The organism is Desulfotomaculum sp. 1211_IL3151 (assembly GCF_036763075.1).
Lineage (GTDB): Bacteria > Bacillota > Desulfotomaculia > Desulfotomaculales > Desulfotomaculaceae > Desulfotomaculum.
Genome location: NZ_JBAIYV010000035.1, coordinates 56,049 through 73,719 on the forward strand (window position 1 = coordinate 56,049; position 17,671 = coordinate 73,719).

15 protein-coding genes are annotated in these 17,671 nt (G+C 45.0%); 1 reads left to right on the forward strand and 14 read right to left on the reverse strand.

Features of this window, described 5'->3' with window-relative positions:
• Nucleotides 1-112: 112 nt before the first annotated feature.
• The 7 genes from V6C11_RS08445 to V6C11_RS08475 form a co-directional block, all read right to left on the reverse strand.
• Nucleotides 113-565: a MaoC family dehydratase gene (locus V6C11_RS08445; RefSeq protein ID WP_333530702.1), complete on the reverse strand. Its 453-nt coding sequence runs from the start codon at nucleotides 563-565 to the stop codon at nucleotides 113-115.
• A 51-nt stretch (nucleotides 566-616) separates the two neighbouring features.
• A complete protein-coding gene (locus tag V6C11_RS08450; protein ID WP_333530703.1) occupies nucleotides 617-1,726 on the reverse strand; it encodes a 4Fe-4S dicluster domain-containing protein in 1,110 nt (369 codons plus the stop codon).
• A gap of 80 nt (nucleotides 1,727-1,806) precedes the next feature.
• Nucleotides 1,807-2,274, reverse strand: coding sequence for a MarR family winged helix-turn-helix transcriptional regulator (locus V6C11_RS08455; protein WP_333530704.1), 468 nt, complete (start codon nucleotides 2,272-2,274; stop codon nucleotides 1,807-1,809).
• Between the two features lie 203 nt (nucleotides 2,275-2,477).
• Nucleotides 2,478-3,884 (reverse strand): biopolymer transporter Tol, encoded by a 1,407-nt coding sequence (locus tag V6C11_RS08460; RefSeq protein WP_333530705.1) that lies wholly within the window; start codon nucleotides 3,882-3,884, stop codon nucleotides 2,478-2,480.
• A 147-nt stretch (nucleotides 3,885-4,031) separates the two neighbouring features.
• Complete coding sequence (locus V6C11_RS08465; protein WP_333530706.1) at nucleotides 4,032-5,411, reverse strand: biopolymer transporter Tol; 1,380 nt, start codon at nucleotides 5,409-5,411, stop codon at nucleotides 4,032-4,034.
• Nucleotides 5,412-5,470: 59 nt separating this feature from the next.
• Complete coding sequence (locus V6C11_RS08470) at nucleotides 5,471-6,907, reverse strand: sensor histidine kinase (RefSeq protein WP_333530918.1); 1,437 nt, start codon at nucleotides 6,905-6,907, stop codon at nucleotides 5,471-5,473.
• Entirely contained in the window at nucleotides 6,888-7,562 is a 675-nt protein-coding gene (locus tag V6C11_RS08475; RefSeq protein WP_333530707.1) for a winged helix-turn-helix domain-containing protein, read from the reverse strand. The genes V6C11_RS08470 and V6C11_RS08475 overlap by 20 nt, the downstream gene beginning before the upstream one ends.
• A gap of 225 nt (nucleotides 7,563-7,787) precedes the next feature.
• Here V6C11_RS08475 and V6C11_RS08480 point away from each other — a divergent pair, with 225 nt between their 5' ends.
• Nucleotides 7,788-8,378, forward strand: coding sequence for an HD domain-containing protein (locus V6C11_RS08480; RefSeq protein ID WP_333530708.1), 591 nt, complete (start codon nucleotides 7,788-7,790; stop codon nucleotides 8,376-8,378).
• 73 nt (nucleotides 8,379-8,451) lie between these two features.
• Here the strand turns inward: V6C11_RS08480 and phoU are convergent, their stop codons facing one another.
• The 7 genes from phoU to V6C11_RS08515 all read right to left on the reverse strand — a co-directional run bounded on the left by phoU (nucleotide 8,452) and on the right by V6C11_RS08515 (nucleotide 17,569).
• On the reverse strand, nucleotides 8,452-9,108 hold the full coding sequence (gene phoU / locus V6C11_RS08485) for a phosphate signaling complex protein PhoU (RefSeq protein ID WP_333530919.1): 657 nt from the start codon (nucleotides 9,106-9,108) through the stop codon (nucleotides 8,452-8,454).
• 19 nt (nucleotides 9,109-9,127) lie between these two features.
• Entirely contained in the window at nucleotides 9,128-9,886 is a 759-nt protein-coding gene (gene pstB, locus V6C11_RS08490; RefSeq protein WP_333530709.1) for a phosphate ABC transporter ATP-binding protein PstB, read from the reverse strand.
• 18 nt (nucleotides 9,887-9,904) lie between these two features.
• Complete coding sequence (gene pstA / locus V6C11_RS08495; protein ID WP_333530710.1) at nucleotides 9,905-10,789, reverse strand: phosphate ABC transporter permease PstA; 885 nt, start codon at nucleotides 10,787-10,789, stop codon at nucleotides 9,905-9,907.
• Entirely contained in the window at nucleotides 10,786-11,718 is a 933-nt protein-coding gene (gene pstC / locus V6C11_RS08500) for a phosphate ABC transporter permease subunit PstC (protein WP_333530711.1), read from the reverse strand. The genes pstA and pstC overlap by 4 nt, the downstream gene beginning before the upstream one ends.
• Nucleotides 11,719-11,969: 251 nt before the next feature.
• Nucleotides 11,970-14,057 (reverse strand): DNA topoisomerase III, encoded by a 2,088-nt coding sequence (locus V6C11_RS08505; protein WP_333530712.1) that lies wholly within the window; start codon nucleotides 14,055-14,057, stop codon nucleotides 11,970-11,972.
• A 135-nt stretch (nucleotides 14,058-14,192) separates the two neighbouring features.
• Nucleotides 14,193-14,984 (reverse strand): NRDE family protein, encoded by a 792-nt coding sequence (locus V6C11_RS08510; RefSeq protein ID WP_333530713.1) that lies wholly within the window; start codon nucleotides 14,982-14,984, stop codon nucleotides 14,193-14,195.
• Nucleotides 14,985-15,019: 35 nt separating this feature from the next.
• Entirely contained in the window at nucleotides 15,020-17,569 is a 2,550-nt protein-coding gene (locus V6C11_RS08515) for a PEP/pyruvate-binding domain-containing protein (protein WP_333530714.1), read from the reverse strand.
• Between the last annotated feature and the right edge of the window lie 102 nt (nucleotides 17,570-17,671).

Here is a 17,671-nt window from a genome sequence, read left to right on the forward strand (position 1 = left end):
CCATGGCAAAATACCCCATGTTAAATCTTTATAAATCTAACTATATTTGACCACCCTAGCAATAAAATTATGTTAACCCCAAAGGAGTAATTCTTTATTTTCAGTGAATTTTCTAACCGTCACTCTTTCTAAAGCTTAAAAGCTTTGCAGTTAAATTTTGACAAACCTCATTACGCTGATTTAAAGTTTCAGACTCAACTAGTAGAATGGCTTGATTGGGTTTTGATTTAGAAGGGTTGATCTCTTTAATTGTGCTCTTTACATATATAACATCATTGGGGCGAGTTGGCTGTGGCCATTTAATCTCTCCGCCAGTTCCAATAATCCCATGAGCAAAAGGCAGACTATCTGTCAATAATTTCATAGTAACCGCTGCAGTATGCCAACCACTGGCAGCTAATCCTTTAAAAAAAGTAGTTTTCGCTAGATTCTCATCGCAATGGAAAACCTGTGGATCAAACTCATGGGCAAATCTTTTTATTTTATCTGCATTTAAAGGATACTTTTCACTGATAAAAGTATCACCCACTTTTAAATCATCAAGATAAAGTGCCTGCTTAACCATCCTTATCCCCTCACTTTCGAAATGTTGGAGGTACCCGATATTATATGGGTGTTAAATTTTATTTTTTTCCCTGGCGATTCTCGAAAACTTTTCCGTTGCATTAGCAGGTGGAACATGTAAGCTCGAATTGCGGGACATGGTTAATGAACCGCTGGGGCAAGCAGATGCACATACACCACAGCCTAGACAAATATCTTTGTTCACATCAGGTACTTCCAAGCCGTCCCTATTGGATTTCAGGTTAATGGCCTTAATATGACAACTTTCCGCGCAGGTCCCGCAGCCAGTGCATGTTTCTGTGTTTAATTCAGGCGTAAAGTTGCTGGGGTGAGTAGCATATTGCCCTGTTTCATTGATGCCAGTTAAAATTACGCAGCAGCAACCACAACAGTGGCATATGTAAGCAGGTTTATTTAGTACGTTATCACAATTATGGACCAAACCAAGTTTTTCTGCTTGGTCAAGTACCTCCAGTAATTCGTCTACCGTAGCGCGTTTGCCCAAACCTCTGCGTATTATCCATTCCGCAGCACTGCCAAGGGAGGTGCAAACCTCTAGGGGTGCTCCACAGGACTTGCCCAAGTGACTTGCTTTATGACGGCAGGGGCAGATGGAAATTGCGCCTCCACCGGATTGCCGGATAATTTCACTCGCTCTTTCGTAGGTTAAAACCTCCGTTTCCACGGCCACGGGTATCAGGCTTTCATATACCAGGGTACGCATCATTCTGGTTCCATCGCCTGAGAATTCAGCTCTAACTTCCTGATTGCTGAAGTAACTTTGAAAAAGCTCTGCTAAATCCTTTAATTTTACATTATCCTGTACCCGCATGAATGTATATTCAAAAAATCCCACTACCATCGGGGCTAGCATATAATAAACAGTTTTCTTGCGGGGGATATCCAGCACCAATCCTTTGTCAGCCATGCCATCGAGAATTATTTTTAATTGTTGCTCCTTAATACCTGTAATATTGACAATTTGCTCCAAGGCCATCGGCACCAAAGGAAATTTGCTGCCAACAATGGCCTCGGACTCCGTATAAAGACGATGAAGAATGGCCATCAGGGTATCATTGATTGGTGCCCCCACGGGACTCTTGTTTAAACGTTCGGCCAATAGCCGATAAACTTCATCTTTGTTATTAACCAAATGTCCCATATAAAAATTCCCCCTTTTAATAATTGAATAAAAAACAAACGCATAAATAAGTGTATATGCACATTATGTCGCAAAAAAAATTATTGAGGTTTGGATCCCTTTGCTAAATCCCGTAGGTCGCTGATCAGTTCATTCAATCGTGTATCACCCATTTTGTCAGCCAATTGCCTTTGGATCATATCCCATAGGGGTATGGCCTCTAACAGCAATGAGCTTCCCTTTTCAGTAAGGTATACTAGCTGTTCCCGACGATCTTCCCCCTCTCCTAGTTCGATTAGCCCTTTTTTCTCTAAAATCCTAGCATTACGACTTAAGGTAGTTCGATCCATTCCCAAGGGACGGGCCAGCTTTCCAATGGTTATCCCACTATTTCCAGCCACCGCCATCATTAAAGAAAACTGCGTTACCTTTAGTCCGGTTGGCTTTAACCCCTGGTCATAGACCTGGCTCAAAAGCCTAGAAGCCTTGCGTAAATTGAAACAGACACAAGTCTTGCCCGTTGTCCTGGACATTTCTTTTAATTTTTCCCTTACGGATTCATTACTCATTTAAGGACCCTTTCTTTGGTTTAAAGATTAATATGAGTATATACACGTTTTGGGTGTTCGTCAAGGGTGCCAATTGTTGAATTTATGCTTTGTTGAATAAGAACAAAACGGGTTCAGGCTGGCCTTATGCAAAACGCTTATGCAATAAGGCCAGCCTGAATCCTAAGTGCCATTTATGTTAACCTTATAAAGCAGTTTTTAGTTTATCCCCTATACCAGGACAAAACACTTTCGTAGGATGTAAATCCATAAAAACCGAAGTGATCCTCCTGACCAGAGACTACTGGAGCAAATATTTTTTCTGGTTGTCCACCGTCAGCCTTCATCTGCCAAAGAACATTGTCTTTCACATATAAAATATGACTGCCGTCCTTTGACCAGATAGGCTGTATGATCCCCTTCCCCGCCTCTGGTATGGCACGCGCATTGGAGCCATCGGCATTGGCAATATAAAGTGTCCGTGAGGCAATCCAGGCTGACAAGTCGCCGGACTTTTTAAAGCCCCAAACATCGCTGCCAAGATTCCTGGCAGCAACATAGGCTATTCTTTTGCCGTCCGGTGAGAATTGTGGGTCAAGTGCCACGCTGCCGCTGGGGTTGGGTAGGTTTTGTACCTTCCCTGTTTTGATATCGACAGTTGTCAGACTTTTTTCTGACCAGGCAATACGTCCCCTACCTGCCACGGTTAGAAGTTTCCCCTGGGGTGAAATTGACTGCCACCCTTTGTAGGTTAAACCAGATGTCAGTGATTTAGGCTCAGCTTCAGACAACAGGAGACTCCACAGGCCAACACCGTCTGCCGCGAGGGAGCCACTATGGACAGGTATCAGCCAATAGAGCAGACCCTTGCCGTCATTGTGCCAACCAGCCAACATGATGCCGGCATCCGGGGTGTGCAGGTGTTTAACGGGTTTACCACCGTCAACCGCCAAAGTAAAAAGCAGGTCATCCATATTCCACGGTTCCTCAGCTTGGAGGGTAACATTATAGGCTAAAGATTTGCCATCCGGTGACCAACTGAAGCTGGGATATTCACCGGGTGTCCGAACGAGTTGCTTAGGAGTCTGAACGAATTGCTGTGGTTCACCCTCTGTGGGCACCAACCAAAGACCATCTTTGGTACTTACAGACAGCCTATTCGCAGTGGGTGACCAGGAAAACTTTCCGGACCTAACGGTTCCGGGCAAGCCTTGAACTTGATGGGCCTGGGAACCGTCCTGGCGTACCAGCCAAAGGGGTCCGGTCATCATATTCTGGTCTGTTATCTGAAGAAAAGCCAACCATTCGCCATCATATGACCAGGTTGGTTCAGCAGCCATGCCAGTGTCCGTCAGTTGTTTTACCTCTCCGGTGCTGCCATCAAGATGATAGAGTAATCCCTTCCAGATGAAGGCCAGCTTGCCCTGTCCCTTAAAGGCAGCGGCATTTACATCTGGGAGATCTTGAGGGGAGGGTTTTTGCTGCCTGTCCTTGGATTCAACCTGGGCCACGGCATCTAACGGTTTGAAGTGCGGTAGGTCTAAGGGCTGGTTTAACCAGACGAATGCAGCAATCACGCCGCCAATTGCCAATCCCGTAATAATCGGCCGGGTAAATTGTTTATTCTTCATGCTCTCAACCTCCTTACCCCGGTTAGAACACATTAATTTTGCAATCCGGTTACCAGATATTAAGAAATGGTTACAGGTTGCGGATGTGGGGCAATTTTGGGGATGATCAGTCTAATAGTAAGGCCTTGTCCCGAGGGAACTAATATTTTATCCCCTATACCAGGACAAAACACTTTCGTAGGATGCAAATCCATAAAAACCGAAGTGATCTTCAGGCCCGGAGACGGGAGCAAATATTTTTTCTGGCTGGCCACCTTCAGCCTTCATCTGCCAAAGAACATTGTCCTTCACATATAAAATATGACTGCCATCCTTTGACCAGATAGGCTGTATGATCCCCTTCCCCGCCTCTGGTATGGCACGTGCATTGGAGCCATCGGCATTGGCGATATAAAGTGTCCGTGAGGCAACCCAGTCTGATAGCTCCTCTGGCTTTTCAAAGCCCCAAACATCGCTGCCAAGATTCTTGGCAGCAACATAAGCTATTCTTTTGCCGTCCGGCGAGAATTGTGGGTCAAGTGTCACGCTGCCGCTGGGGTTGGGTAGGTTTTGTACCTTCCCTGTTTTGATATCCACAAAGGCAATATTTTTGTCCGCCCAGGCAATACGTCCCCCGCCTGCCACAGTTAGAAGTTTCCCCTGGGGCGAAAGGGATTGCCACTCTTGGTAGGTTAATCCGGTTGTAAGCGGCCTAGGCACAGTTTCACCCAGTGGCAGGGTGTATAGCTCAACACCGTCCGCTGCAGTGGAGAGACCATGGCCAGGTATAAGCCAAAATAGTAAACCTTTGCCGTCGTAGTGCCAACCAGCCAGTCTTATGCCTGCATTCGTATGCAGGTGTTCAACCGGTTTCCCACCATCAACCGTCACAGTAAAAAGGAGGTCATCCATATTCCCTGGTTCCTTTGCCGGGAGGGTAACATTATAGGCTAAGGATTTTCCGTCCGGTGACCAACTGAAGCTGGGAAATTCACTAGGAGTCTGAACAAACTTCTGTGGCTCACCCTCTGTGGTTACCAACCAAATACCATCTTTGGTACTTACAGATAGCCTATTCGCAGTAGGTGACCAGGAAAATTTCTGGGACATAACGGTTCCGGGCAAGCCTTGAACTTGATGAGCCTGGGAGCCGTCCTTACGTATCAGCCAAAGGGATCCAGTCATCATATTTTGGTCTGTTATCTGAAGAAAAGCCAACCATTCGCCATCATATGACCAGGCCGGTTCAGCAGCCATGCCAGTGTCCGTCAGTTGTTTTACCTCTCCGGTGCTGCCATCAAGATGATAGAGTAATCCCTTCCAGATGAAGGCCAGCTTACCCTGACCCCTAAAGGCGGTGGGATTCACATCTGGAGACTCCTGGGGGGATAAATATTGTTGCCTATCGTTGGACTCTGCCTGGGCCACGGTATCTAATGGTCTGAAGTACGGCAGGTCTAAGGGCTGGTTTAACCAGATTAATGCAGTAATGATTCCCCCAATTGCCAATCCCGTAATAATCGGTCGGATAAATCGTTTATTCTTCATGTTCTCAACCTCCTTACCCCAGTTATAACACATTAATTTTGCAATCCTGTTACCAGATGTTAAGAAATTGTTACAGGTTGCGGATGTGGGGCAATTTCAGGAACAATCAATTTAACCATGAGGCCTTTTCCCGGGGGAGATGCAAATTCCAGCCTACCCTGATGCAGCCGCAGCACTTCCTTTACAATGGACAGGCCTAGGCCTGCTCCTCCGCTGTTCCGTTCCCTGGCAGCGGCTGGCCGATAAAACCTGGTTCCCAACTGGGCTAAAACATCCAGCGAAACACCTGTCCCCGTATCTTCAATGACAATATGAACATAGCCTTGTTTAGTCTCCATTCCCAGGCGCACTTGACTGCCGATGGGAGTGTAGTAAACGGCATTACTTAGTACATTAACGAAAGCTTGATGCAGCCAATCCGGGTCGCCTTCAATCCATAACTCTTTATCTGCTTCTATCTCAAGCTTTAGTTGACGTGCCACAGCCAAAGGTTTAACAACCCAAAGGGCCTCCTCAATAAGGTTTGGCACCCTTATGGGGAAGCGATTTAATTGTAATTCTGGATTATCCAGTCTGGCCAACTGTAGCAAACTGTCCACTAAACGGCCCAGGCGTTCAGTCTGGCGTACAAAGGCATCCATTTCTTCCGGTTTGGGTACTGATTCCTGCGGCATTCCCTCTGCTAAGGCTTGCAGTGATGCCAGGGGAGTGCGGAGTTCATGGGCAGCGTTAGCCACAAAGGTTCGCCGCTGTTCATCCAATTTTGCTACCCTGGCAGTCATTTGATTAAAGGCCTCCGTTAAAGATACGATTTCCTTGCTGCCGGACACGGGAACCGATTGCTGCAATTCACCGTACCGGATTTTCTGTATGGCATGGGTTAGTGCTTCCAGTGGCCTTGACATGGTTCCGGCAAGAAAGATTCCGATACCGGCAACAATTAAAGATAATACCCCGCCGAGGAGCCATAGACGCTGTTTTAGTAGTGCATACTCCTGCCGCAGGGCAGCTAAATCTTGTATTAACAGTAATCTGCCGGAGGTTTTGCCGGCGATTTGGAGGGGTGCAGAGGTATAAGCGACCCAACTCTGCCCGGTATCGTAAATTTCAGCAGCTTTAACATCTGGATCCTTTAGTTTGGGTGGGACCTGAAAGGGTCGGCCACTTAGGCGAGCATCACCATAACCATCCACCCTCACCCGATCGTCCGGTCCCAGCCAAATAACCCGGCCATTGGCAGCCAACCCTAACTGTTGGGCGGTCTGGGCAGGATCAAGCGAAGAGCCTAGGGAATCAGCAAAGGCAGTGGCTACCCCAGTAATGGAAGAAAGGGCCTGTTCCTTTTGGGCCGACATGGAAATAGTCATGGCAGTTTGCACCGCCAGGCCAGTCAAAAGTGCGGTAACTACGATGGCCATGACAGAGTAGCTAACACCTAAACGCCAACGAAGGCTGGTAAAATTATCAATGATTTGCTTATACTTTTGCCAAAACATAGCCAACACCAAACCTCGTTAAAATTATTCTTGGATTAGCTGGGTCCGCCTCTATTTTCTGGCGCAGACGTCTCACATGCACATCTACTGTTCTCAGATCCCCGGGAAAATCGTAGCCCCAGACTGTTTCTAATAAGTTAATTCGCGAGAATACTTGCCCCGGGTGCCTGGCTAACTGTATCAGCAGGGCAAATTCCGTGGGAGTCAAAGAAATTTGCTCATCATCCACCGTAACCCTTTGCTCATTGATATGAATCTGTACCCGACCATTACCAACGGCAACGGTCGATCCTTGATACTGCCTATTCGTCCGACGCAGTATGGATCGAATACGAGCAACCAACTCCCGGCTGTTAAAGGGTTTTGTTACATAGTCATCGGCACCAAATTCAAGACCTAGTATTTTGTCAATACTGTCATCCCGGGCTGTTAGCATGAGGATGGGCACATCCGAAACCTTACGAATCTCTTGGCATACCTCCAAGCCGTCTTTAACAGGAAGCATTAAATCCAGCACAACTAAGTCCGGCATAGCATCCCGAAAAATTGTCAAAGCCTCGCCGCCATCCCCGGCGGCAACCACCCGAAAGCCAACTCCAGTTAGGGTATTGCTTAGCCCCCTAACTAGATCTTGCTCATCATCCACAAGGAGCACGAGGGGACTCGTCCTTTCCCGTTTACTATGCTTGTTCAGATCAAATATTTTTCTCTACTCCTTTATATTTACCTATGTTTAAAACTATTTCATAATAATATTCTATCTTACCGAAAGCATTCGTCCAACCCCCTGATTAAAGGGGGGTGGCTCCATTGTATTTTTGCACTACAATTCGTGGTATAATGGCCAATGTATAATGTTAACTTATGGGAGGTCCTATCAGTGGTTAATGAGAGGTTGTCACAACAAATCAAGTTTATCGTAGAGATTGATAAGCTCAAACAAATCCTAAGACAAAGTGTAATTATTGGTAGTAAGAAAAACGAAAACGATGCGGAGCATTCCTGGCACCTGGCGGTGATGGCAATTTTGTTGTCTGAATATGCTGCCCAGGAGATCGATGTCTTAAAGGTGATTAAAATGGTTCTGATCCATGATCTGGTGGAAATAGATGCAGGTGACACATTTTGCTATGATGAGAAGGGTAATTTAGATAAGGAAGAAAGGGAACAAAGGGCTGCTGAGCGAATTTTTAATCTTCTGCCAAAGGACCAAGCCCAGGAAATTTATGATCTTTGGCAAGAGTTTGAAAACATGAACACCCCGGCTGCTTGCTTCGCAGCCTGCCTGGATCGTATGCAACCCTTCATTCTTAATTACCACACCAACGGTCACACCTGGCAAAAACCAGGCGTAAACAGCACGAAGGTCTACCAACGTGCGGCAGTTGTTAAAGAAAACGCACCGATCCTCTGGGAATTTGTTCAAGAATTAATCGAAGACGCCATAACAAAGGGCTACCTCATTCGCTAAATAAAATGGGGTCAGGCCTTGAATAATTCGCTTAGCAGTAAATAAGGGAATTATTCAAGGCCTGACCCCGTTCCTAGTTCATTTCCTCCCAATAGCCTGTTATCAAAAAGACTACCTCCTCACCAATATTGGTAGCGTAGTCTGCGATACGTTCCAGATAGCGGCAAACAAGCAATAGGCTGGTTGCCTGTTCAATGCTGGTGGGATCCTTCTTCATAAACTCAATTAATTCTTCAAAGACTTCCCGAAAATAATAGTCCACATCATCGTCGTAGCTGCACATTTTTCTTGCCTTGGCTTCATCAAGATTTACATAGGCATCCAGGCCATCCTTAACCATCCGTTGGGCCAAATGTGCCATTTCATGTATTTTTACCAGGGGTTTAATTAATCTTTGACCGGAAAGCCGTAAGGTTACCTTGGCAATATCAACGGCAAAGTCCCCCATTCGTTCCAGACTCATAATAATTTTAAGCCCTGAAACGGCGAGTCTTAAATCCTTGGCGATGGGCTGCTGGGTGGCGATGATTTTAATAATGGTATATTCAATATCATTATATAGTTCGTCAATGCTGTCATCATTTTCGATAACCCCCCTGGCTAAATCGGTATTTTGTTTAGCTAGGGATTCCACCGAGTCGTAAATCGCTTTTTCCACGAAACTTGCCATTCTCAGAATATGTTGCTGCAAATCCATGAGCTGACGATCAAAGGATTGACGTGTTGACATGGGCATGCTTTTCCTCCTTTTAACCGAAACGGCCAGTGATGTAATCTTCCGTACGTTTATCCCGCGGCATGGTAAAAATACCCTCTGTATGTCCTGATTCAACCAATTCACCGTTAAGGAAGAAGGCGGTTGTATCGGACACCCGGGCTGCTTGTTGCATGTTATGGGTTACGATGACGATGGTATATTGATTTTTTAGCTCCGTGATTAACTCCTCGACCTTGATGGTTGAAATAGGATCGAGGGCGGAGGTTGGTTCATCCATCAGCAATACTTCTGGTTCCACAGCCAAAAGCCTGGCCACACATAATCGCTGCTGTTGTCCCCCTGAGAGACTCAGTGCACTACGGTGCAGGCGGTCTTTAATTTCCTCCCAGAGTGCTGCTGCCTTAAGACTTTGCTCCACGATTTGGTCAAGTTTCCTTTTATCCTTTAAGCCGTGAATACGTGGTCCGTAGGCAATATTATCATAAACCGACATGGGAAAAGGATTAGGCCGTTGAAATACCATACCAACTCTCTTACGTAAATTCACTACATCTTCATCGGGCTGGTAAATATCTTGACCATCCAGCAGAATACTGCCCTCCAGCCGTACGCCTGCAATTAAATCATTCATACGGTTTAAGGTGCGCAGAAAAGTAGATTTGCCGCAACCAGAGGGACCGATTAAGGCCGTAATATGCTGTGGCTTGATATCAAAATGAATATCTTTAAGTGCCTGCATATTTCCGTAATATAAGTTTAGGTTTTGTATATCAAATTTTGCTAAAGCCATGCCATTCCTCTTTTCTTTTTATTGACCAGTTAGTTTATTGTGAATTCTACGGCCCAGCCATCTGGCTGAAATGTTAAAGAATAAAACCACTAAAATTAAAATTGCTGCGGACCCATCGGCCACCCTTCGAACATCGGGAATTAAGCTTTCCGAATTAACCTTCCAAATGTGCACCGCCAGTGTTTCAGCAGGCCGAAAGGGGTTCCAGGGCGAAGCGGGACTGGTAATGTCCAAGTTGGTAAAGTTAAGGGGCGGGCTGCTCATGCCAGCGGTAAAAAGCAGTGCCGCTGCCTCCCCAAATACTCGACCGGATGTAATGATGATGCCTGTCATAATACTTAAAAAGGCTGAGGGCAGTACCACCTTACAAATTGTTTGCCATTGGGTGGCACCTAGGGCCAGGCTGCCTTCCCTAAGCTCCATGGGTACATTACGAATCGCTTCTTCCGATATGCGAACCATCATTGGCAGATTAATAACCGTCAGGGCCAGTGCCCCGGACATCAGGGTATAACCCCAGCCTGTATAATTGACAAAGATTAAAAGTCCAAACAAGCCTACCACAATGGATGGCAAGGAGGTAAGGGTTTCGATGCTTAGTCGAATCGCTTCTGTGACTTTTCCTGGTTTGGCAAATTCAGCTAGATAAATACCGGCCAATAGACCGATTGGAATCGTAATGAACATGGTTAAAAAAAGTAAATAAAACGAGTTAAAGATTTGCGGTCCAATGCCACCACCCGCAGCCAGCCCCCCGGGAGGACTGGTAATAAAGGCCCAATCAATTGAGCTTGCCCCATGATAAAGAATGTAGCCAATTAATCCGGCAAGAATTAGCACCACAACCCCTGCGCCGGCATAAAAGAAACCCGTGGCGATACGGTCAGCAGTCTGTGCCCTCAACAATTAGCCCCCCTTTTGGCAATAATTCGGATCAAAAGAATAAAGAAAAACGACATAAGCAATAAAATGGTGGCCATCGACCAAAGAGTATTGTTCCAGAGAGAGCCAACCACGGTATAACCCATATCCATGGTAATGCCACTGGTTAACGTGGTCAGCTGATCCAATAACGACTGGGGAATTTGTTTGGTGTTTCCGATCACCATTTGTACCGCCAACGCTTCACCAAAGGCCCTGGCCAAGCCCAGAATGACCCCAGTAAACAAGCCAGTTTTGGCGGCAGGAATAAGAATCAGCCGAATTGTTTGCCAGCGAGTGGAACCAAGGGCATAGGCTGCTTCCTTTAGGTGGGACGGCAGTGACCGAAGGCTGTCTACACTTACACTGACGATGGTGGGAATGATCATCACCGATAGCACCATGACCCCCGCCAACAAACTAAAACCAAGCCCCCCAAGATATTCCCGAATAAAAGGCACCAGCACACTTAAGCCAATATAACCATACACCACCGAGGGAATGCCTGATAAGAGTTCTATGCATGGCTGCAAAAGGCGTTGCCCCCAGCCAGGGGCAATTTCCACCATAAAGATGGCGGTAATAAAACTTAAGGGTGCACTTATTAAAACCGCCAGCATAGAAACGGCCACCGAACCAAAGATAAAGGTCAAGGCACCAACCCTCGGGCCACCTTCTTCCAGTGTTCGATCAGGGAACCATTCTGTGCTAAAAAGAAATTCTTTCAGGCTAACGTTGTTTATCAGAAAGGTCGAGAGCCCTTTAGAAGTTATAAAAACCACGATGGATAGGGTTAAAACAATTACCAGTAGAGCACACAGGAAAGATATCCTGCGACCCAATTGGTATCGCTGTTTTTTTGGTTTGATGCCCTTGGTTAATACCACTACCGTTTCAACCGTTTTCCCCATATTGTTGCCCCTCCGTAAATGCCAAAGATCTTAAAGTGAATCACTTCGTTCGCGTCCTTGGTGACCTTCATCTCTTTAATCGGAATATAACCAAGTGTACAAGTTAATCATAACGATTGTTTGTTAAGATTTAATTAACCCCTTGTAAAGAATGTGGTAAAAGATTGTTAAGTTTAGATTAAAAAGGGGTCAGGCCTTGAATCATTCACTTAGCAGTAAAAAAGTGAATGATTCAAGGCCTGACCCCGGGTTTATGAAAAGTCGAAGGAAATTTTGCCATTTTTCAGTACGAGGGCTGCGTCGAATTGTTTTCCTGTCTTTGAGGAGATGAATCCTTTTACTTGTACCTTGCCGCTCGTTAATAAAGATTTGGCTTGTTCGGTGGTAATATTTTGCTTGAGAATCAATTTACCAAAGGAAAAGCTACAGCCTTCGCGGAAGCCTGAGCAGCCGTAGCTTTTGGGGTATTCTAAAACATCACTGCCGCACAAGGGGCATTTGCCAATGATCTCTCTGGTTTGCTGCTGATTAGTACCCTTGGTCTTTTGTTCTTTGGCCAGTTCAACGATCTTTTTAGTTAAGCCAACAATCCGAGTCATAAAATCACCGGGATTGACTTGTCCTGCTTCGATGTCTGCCAGGGCCTTTTCCCATTCGCCGGTCATTTGTGGACTGGAGACTATTTCTGGCACCAAATCGATGAGGGTTTCGCCCTTGGGGGTTGGTATTAAAACCTTCCCTTTCCTCTCTAGATAACCTACCTTTATTAACCGCTCAATGATGGCTGCCCTGGTGGCACTTGTTCCCAGGCCATGTCCCTTCATGGCATCCTTTAAGACCTTGTCCTCTACAAACCTTCCAGCCCCTTCCATCACTGCCAATAGTGTTCCCTCCGTATATCTTTTGGGAGGCTCTGTTTTCTTTTGTTGCAATTCAGCTTTATCTACCGTAACCTGCTCACCTTTGATTATCGGAGGAAGCAGTACCTCTTCATCCGTTTTGGACAGTTCTTCCCCCTTTGACGGAGTTAAAACTTCCTTCCAGCCGGGGCTCAGTTCAATCTTACCGGAGGTTTGGAAGGTTTCAGTGCATACGCTAGTGGTAATCTTTGTCTGTTTGTATTGGGCAGCCGGGTAAAACATGGCCAAAAATCTGCGTGCCACCAGATTATAAATTTTGGCCTCATTGGCGGTTAGCTTGCTGCTTGGCTTTACACTGGTTGGGATTAAGGCATGGTGGTCGCCAACCTTTGCGTCATCGATAAATCTTTTGCCCGGCTTGGGGGCGGATTTAGCAAAGGCCACATAACTTGCATAGCCGGACACAGACTCCAGGGCAGCTAGCCTGGCTGGTATTGTCTTAGCCAATTCTTTGGTTAGATGCTTAAACTCCGTTCTTGGATAGGTCAGTAATTTGTGCTTTTCATATAATGCCTGGGCTATTTCTAGGGTTTGGCTGGCGGTAAAACCAAACTTTTTGTTAGCTTCCTTTTGTAAATCATTTAGATTAAAGAGTAAAGGCGGTGGTTCTGACACATTTTTTTCCTCTGTTTTGGTAATGGTACCAACTTGGCCGGTAATCTTCTCTTTAATGGCGAGACCATCGGATTCTTGCTCAAATCTGTTTAGGTTTTTATTTTTATACCATTTACCCCGATAGATCTGACCACTTGCTGTAACGAAATCTGCATATAGCTCCCAATAGGGTACAGAAGTGAAATTTTTTATTTCCTTTTCCCTGGCTACAACGATCCCCAGGGTTGGGGTTTGCACTCTGCCGATGGAGTATAAATCACCGTGCTTTTTGGTAAAGGCTCGGGTGGCATTAATTCCGATCAACCAGTCCGATTGGGACCTGGACTCAGCTGCTGCCGCCAATAAATCCTTCGCTTGGCCGGGTAAAGGATTAGCAAGTCCCTTTCGGATGGCCTCCGGCGTTGTTTCTGATAGCCAAAGGCGTTTAAAGGGTCTGTTGTAGCCTGACAAATGCAAAATATATCTAAGAATTAATTCCCCTTCTCGCCCGGCGTCAGTACCTGCTATTAACTCAACGTCAGGCCTGCTGAGAAGCTGTTTGACTATTTGATATTGTTTAATTGTGTTGGGGTTTGGCTTTAGTTTAAAGGAAGTTGGTATGATTGGCAGGGTCGACAGCTGCCATCTTTTAAGGTTGGGTTGATAATCCTCTGGTTCGCATAATTCCACTAAATGACCAATGGCCCAACTAACGATGTGCCGTTCACTTTCGAAATAACCATCCCTTTTTTCAAAGCGGCCCCCTATGGCATTTACGATATCCCTTCCCACTGATGGTTTTTCCGTAAGAATAAGCTGTTTCATAGTACCCCCAAGAATCTTTCACCTTTATTGTACATGAAAAATAAAAGCACTCCCTGCAGAGTGCTTGATGTTATCAATATTTACTTTACCTTGGCTGGCTTGATCAGTCAAGGTCCGTTTTTACCCTACAACACGTTACGACGGATTATTCTCTCGCTGCTCCTCAATATCAAACTCGAAGAAAACATCCTGCCATTTACTGGGATCTTTCTGAACGAAACTGCGCTCCCAGTACTGCACATGGTCATGGTGATCCACCAGTACAACCGTAGAGCATTTGGTTCCGTAGGAGGAACTTACAACAAAGGCTGGTGACATGATACGCTCCCACTCCAGGCTTAAGCCAGTTTGGGGTAATCGATGATCCTCCGGCTGCTCCCGATCTGCCATTATGGCAAACAACTGCTCTTTATTTATCGTTTGACTTTGCAGGCAGTCTGCCAGGGCTTTCTTCCCTTTGCTTACCTTGGGCCATGGCACATCAAGAAAGCTATTGCTAAGGCCATGGATACCGCTATCTACTTTACGAATAACCTTTTCTAAATTGGAGTAGTAGTAGATTCCTTTCGTGCTTCCCATGAGGAGGTTAAAACCATTAAATTCCGTTACTCCACTGCTTATGCTGTTTATATAGTTTTCAGGAGAAACCGCTCCGCTAAGATATTGATAAACCAGATGTCCCCGTGATGGGGCCTGGGAGTTAAAACGGGCAGGATCCCTGTAATTAGTCAAGGAGGAAAAACGACCGGTGGTGGTGAGACCCAACCAGGTCCCTCCTTGTTTTAAATCTTTCCCCGCTAGGATTACTTTATGGTCATACCAAAAGGCAGCAGGCCTAGTGGGCCGACCATAAAACTCGTCCCTGTTGGACGCCAATACCAGCCGGTATTGGGGGTGACAATTAGTGGCAAAAAGTATCAGGCACATGGCTACCTCCATAAGTGAAAAATCGCCTACATTGTTTACCTACACAAAACCTTCTGTGTTACAATGTCTGAAAAAACTTCCATTCCCTCTGTTTTGGCAATGTGGATTACATCGGAAAACGGGGTGCTTTGGGGCAAAAAGTAACCCAACAGGTTTTCTTTTTCTAAAATACGGTTGGGATTAAATATTACATTTTTATGTCCATTAAATATTGCCACATAAAAAATTCCTGTTTCCACCAGATCCTGAAAAAAGTGACTGCCATAGGATAATTCAGGCATAAATCCTTCATCGACGGATGCCACTTCGCAAATAACCGACATATTGCATAACTCTGTAAAGTGTACCGGTATCCCTAAGGATGGTGTTGTGGTTCCCCACCTGCCTGGTCCTAGCAGCATAACGTTTTTCTCTTTCAAAACACTGTTAATCATACCAATCTGTCTAGCAATCGTGTATTTGTTCTGTTCATTAAGTTTTAGGTAGGACTGTGCACGAACAAAAACAACAAAATCAATGGGCAAGCGCACATTGCCACCCATGAAATTTCCCTTGGTGGTAAAGAAACAATCCTGTTTATCTGCCAGCTTGGGGATTGCAACGGATTTACCTAATCCTCTTGTCTGTAAAGGACGGCACTGGAGAAGATTAACCTTAAAGCGATGGTCCTTTGTAAAATTCGCTGTAAACTCAATATCTACGGGGTAATCATAAACTTTAGACAACAAAGCAAGCATGTCTCTCATAACCTTGGGTAATTCTGTATCGACAAGTAATTTTTGAAAATCTAGAACATAGGGTACTGTGATGTCGGTATAGCCAAGTTCACGCAGGCTATTTACCCTTTTGTAATCGAAATGGCCAAATAGCTCTTTATCTACCTTTAAATCACAGGCCATAATTTCTTCCAAATTTGTGGTCTTTATAACGTTTTCTTTTAAGGAAAGTGTATCAACATAATGCTGAGAAAATTTATTTTTATCTTGGTAATTCATTGGCGGGATGCGCAAAGGATTATCGAGACAGACAATTCTCACATAATCGCCAACATTTCTGTCCACTGCCCTTGTACCAAGTCCAAAGACTAGGCGAAGCATCCCAGCGTCCATATCTACGCTTTTATCCCAGACATATAGATTTGAAGAGTTTCCGACACCCGCAGCATGGGGAAAGAAATTTTGTTCATAGTAATCCCCGGAAACGCGCTGAACCAATATCGCCATCTGTTCATCTTTCTCAAAGAGTCCTCTATTCATCCTGTAGGTAAGCGCGTCCTCATTCATGGTGCTGGCATAAACGGTGCGAATAGCCTGTTCAAAAGCTTCATAGCGTTCTTCCGGGGTGCCTTGGTTCACACAAAATACACTATCATATTTGCCCGCAAAAGCGTTGCCAAAGTTGTCCTCAAGCAAGGAACTTGAACGTACAATAATCGGAGATTGCCCAAAGTATTCTAATAACTGAATGAACTGCTCCTGGATGTTTTCTGGAAAACTACCATGCAATATTTTTTCTTTCAGCTCAGGGGCATATTTAAAGTAGCCTTCTTTCGTTTTTTGCTTTGTCCAGAGTTCCCAACAGCCGTTTTGTACAATATAAGTATAAAAAATATCGGAGCCAAGATAATACGAATCATGATGCTCCATAAAAGGAATAAAACGCTCCCCACCATCATGCTCTAAAATTTTTCTGGCCAATAGCATCCCTACACTTTTGCCGCCGATAAAGCCAGTTCCTACCTCTCTGGATGCTATTGCCAAAATATCCTTTAAGGTAAAGTATTGGTCGCACAATTCCAACATTCTTGATTCATTGCCAATCAGCATGGACATTAAAAGTTGTTTCGTTTTTTCCTGCTGCTCAGGCCGGTGCTTAAGATCTTCTTTAGCCTTGTTAAGTACAATCTCCCAATAATCAAGCCATTCCCCACCGCGATTGATACTGGAAAACAATTCAGCTGCCTGGGAACTGGCCGTGATGCAGACAGCCTCCTGACCTTGTATTAAATGAGGGAAAAACATCGTGGGGGAATAACGCTGCCAGGCCTTAAGGGGGTGGATGTAGTATTTATGATTTACCTGGTATAAATCAAGCAGAAGCTGTGTCGTTTCACGGATACCAGCAATGGTACTGTAGGTATGGGTATTACGGATGATGGCAAAATAGGCAATGGCATCCAATTCATATAAAAATGGACAGGTAACTTTAAAAAAATTACCAATCATTAGATCGGAATACCAATATTCTAGTAAATCGGTCAAGCAGTCAAAAACGTATAGGGTTTTTTTGTCCTCCTGTTCAATCAGGCTACGTACAGCAATGGCAAAGCTTTCAAAGCCTTTTTCAGCCTCAACGGAATAAATTTTTATATCTGAGCTGTCATTTAGCAACGATTTATGTTTGCCAAAGCGAATATAGATTACTTTTCTTTTATCCTGCATAGCCTGTGCGACATAGGGCTCAACCATTTTTTTGTAATCTGATACAGAATCCACCTGCCAAACAACATTGTCTCCCAACCTAAGTTGGTCAATTATTTGATCAAGACCAGCCATACCTGTACTTACCCTATCGTGCATAACCATGGTTGGTACCTCATTTCTACGTAATTTAACCTCTCTTGTTGCTCATCTATGATACTTCTTATTCAGCAGCAATTGTTCAGAAGCTAAATAACTTACATAAAA

What these genes read in the sequence shown, in the direction of transcription:
- V6C11_RS08460 (WP_333530705.1), bottom strand. Translation starts at nt 3,884, where the DNA reads ATGAAGAATAAACAATTTACCCGGCCGATTATTACGGGATTGGCAATT.
- pstC (WP_333530711.1), bottom strand. Translation starts at nt 11,718, where the DNA reads ATGGGGAAAACGGTTGAAACGGTAGTGGTATTAACCAAGGGCATCAAA.
- V6C11_RS08445 (WP_333530702.1), bottom strand. Translation starts at nt 565, where the DNA reads ATGGTTAAGCAGGCACTTTATCTTGATGATTTAAAAGTGGGTGATACT.
- V6C11_RS08510 (WP_333530713.1), bottom strand. Translation starts at nt 14,984, where the DNA reads ATGTGCCTGATACTTTTTGCCACTAATTGTCACCCCCAATACCGGCTG.
- V6C11_RS08455 (WP_333530704.1), bottom strand. Translation starts at nt 2,274, where the DNA reads ATGAGTAATGAATCCGTAAGGGAAAAATTAAAAGAAATGTCCAGGACA.
- V6C11_RS08505 (WP_333530712.1), bottom strand. Translation starts at nt 14,057, where the DNA reads ATGAAACAGCTTATTCTTACGGAAAAACCATCAGTGGGAAGGGATATC.
- V6C11_RS08465 (WP_333530706.1), bottom strand. Translation starts at nt 5,411, where the DNA reads ATGAAGAATAAACGATTTATCCGACCGATTATTACGGGATTGGCAATT.
- V6C11_RS08470 (WP_333530918.1), bottom strand. Translation starts at nt 6,907, where the DNA reads ATGTTTTGGCAAAAGTATAAGCAAATCATTGATAATTTTACCAGCCTT.
- phoU (WP_333530919.1), bottom strand. Translation starts at nt 9,108, where the DNA reads ATGTCAACACGTCAATCCTTTGATCGTCAGCTCATGGATTTGCAGCAA.
- V6C11_RS08515 (WP_333530714.1), bottom strand. Translation starts at nt 17,569, where the DNA reads ATGGTTATGCACGATAGGGTAAGTACAGGTATGGCTGGTCTTGATCAA.
- V6C11_RS08450 (WP_333530703.1), bottom strand. Translation starts at nt 1,726, where the DNA reads ATGGGACATTTGGTTAATAACAAAGATGAAGTTTATCGGCTATTGGCC.
- pstB (WP_333530709.1), bottom strand. Translation starts at nt 9,886, where the DNA reads ATGGCTTTAGCAAAATTTGATATACAAAACCTAAACTTATATTACGGA.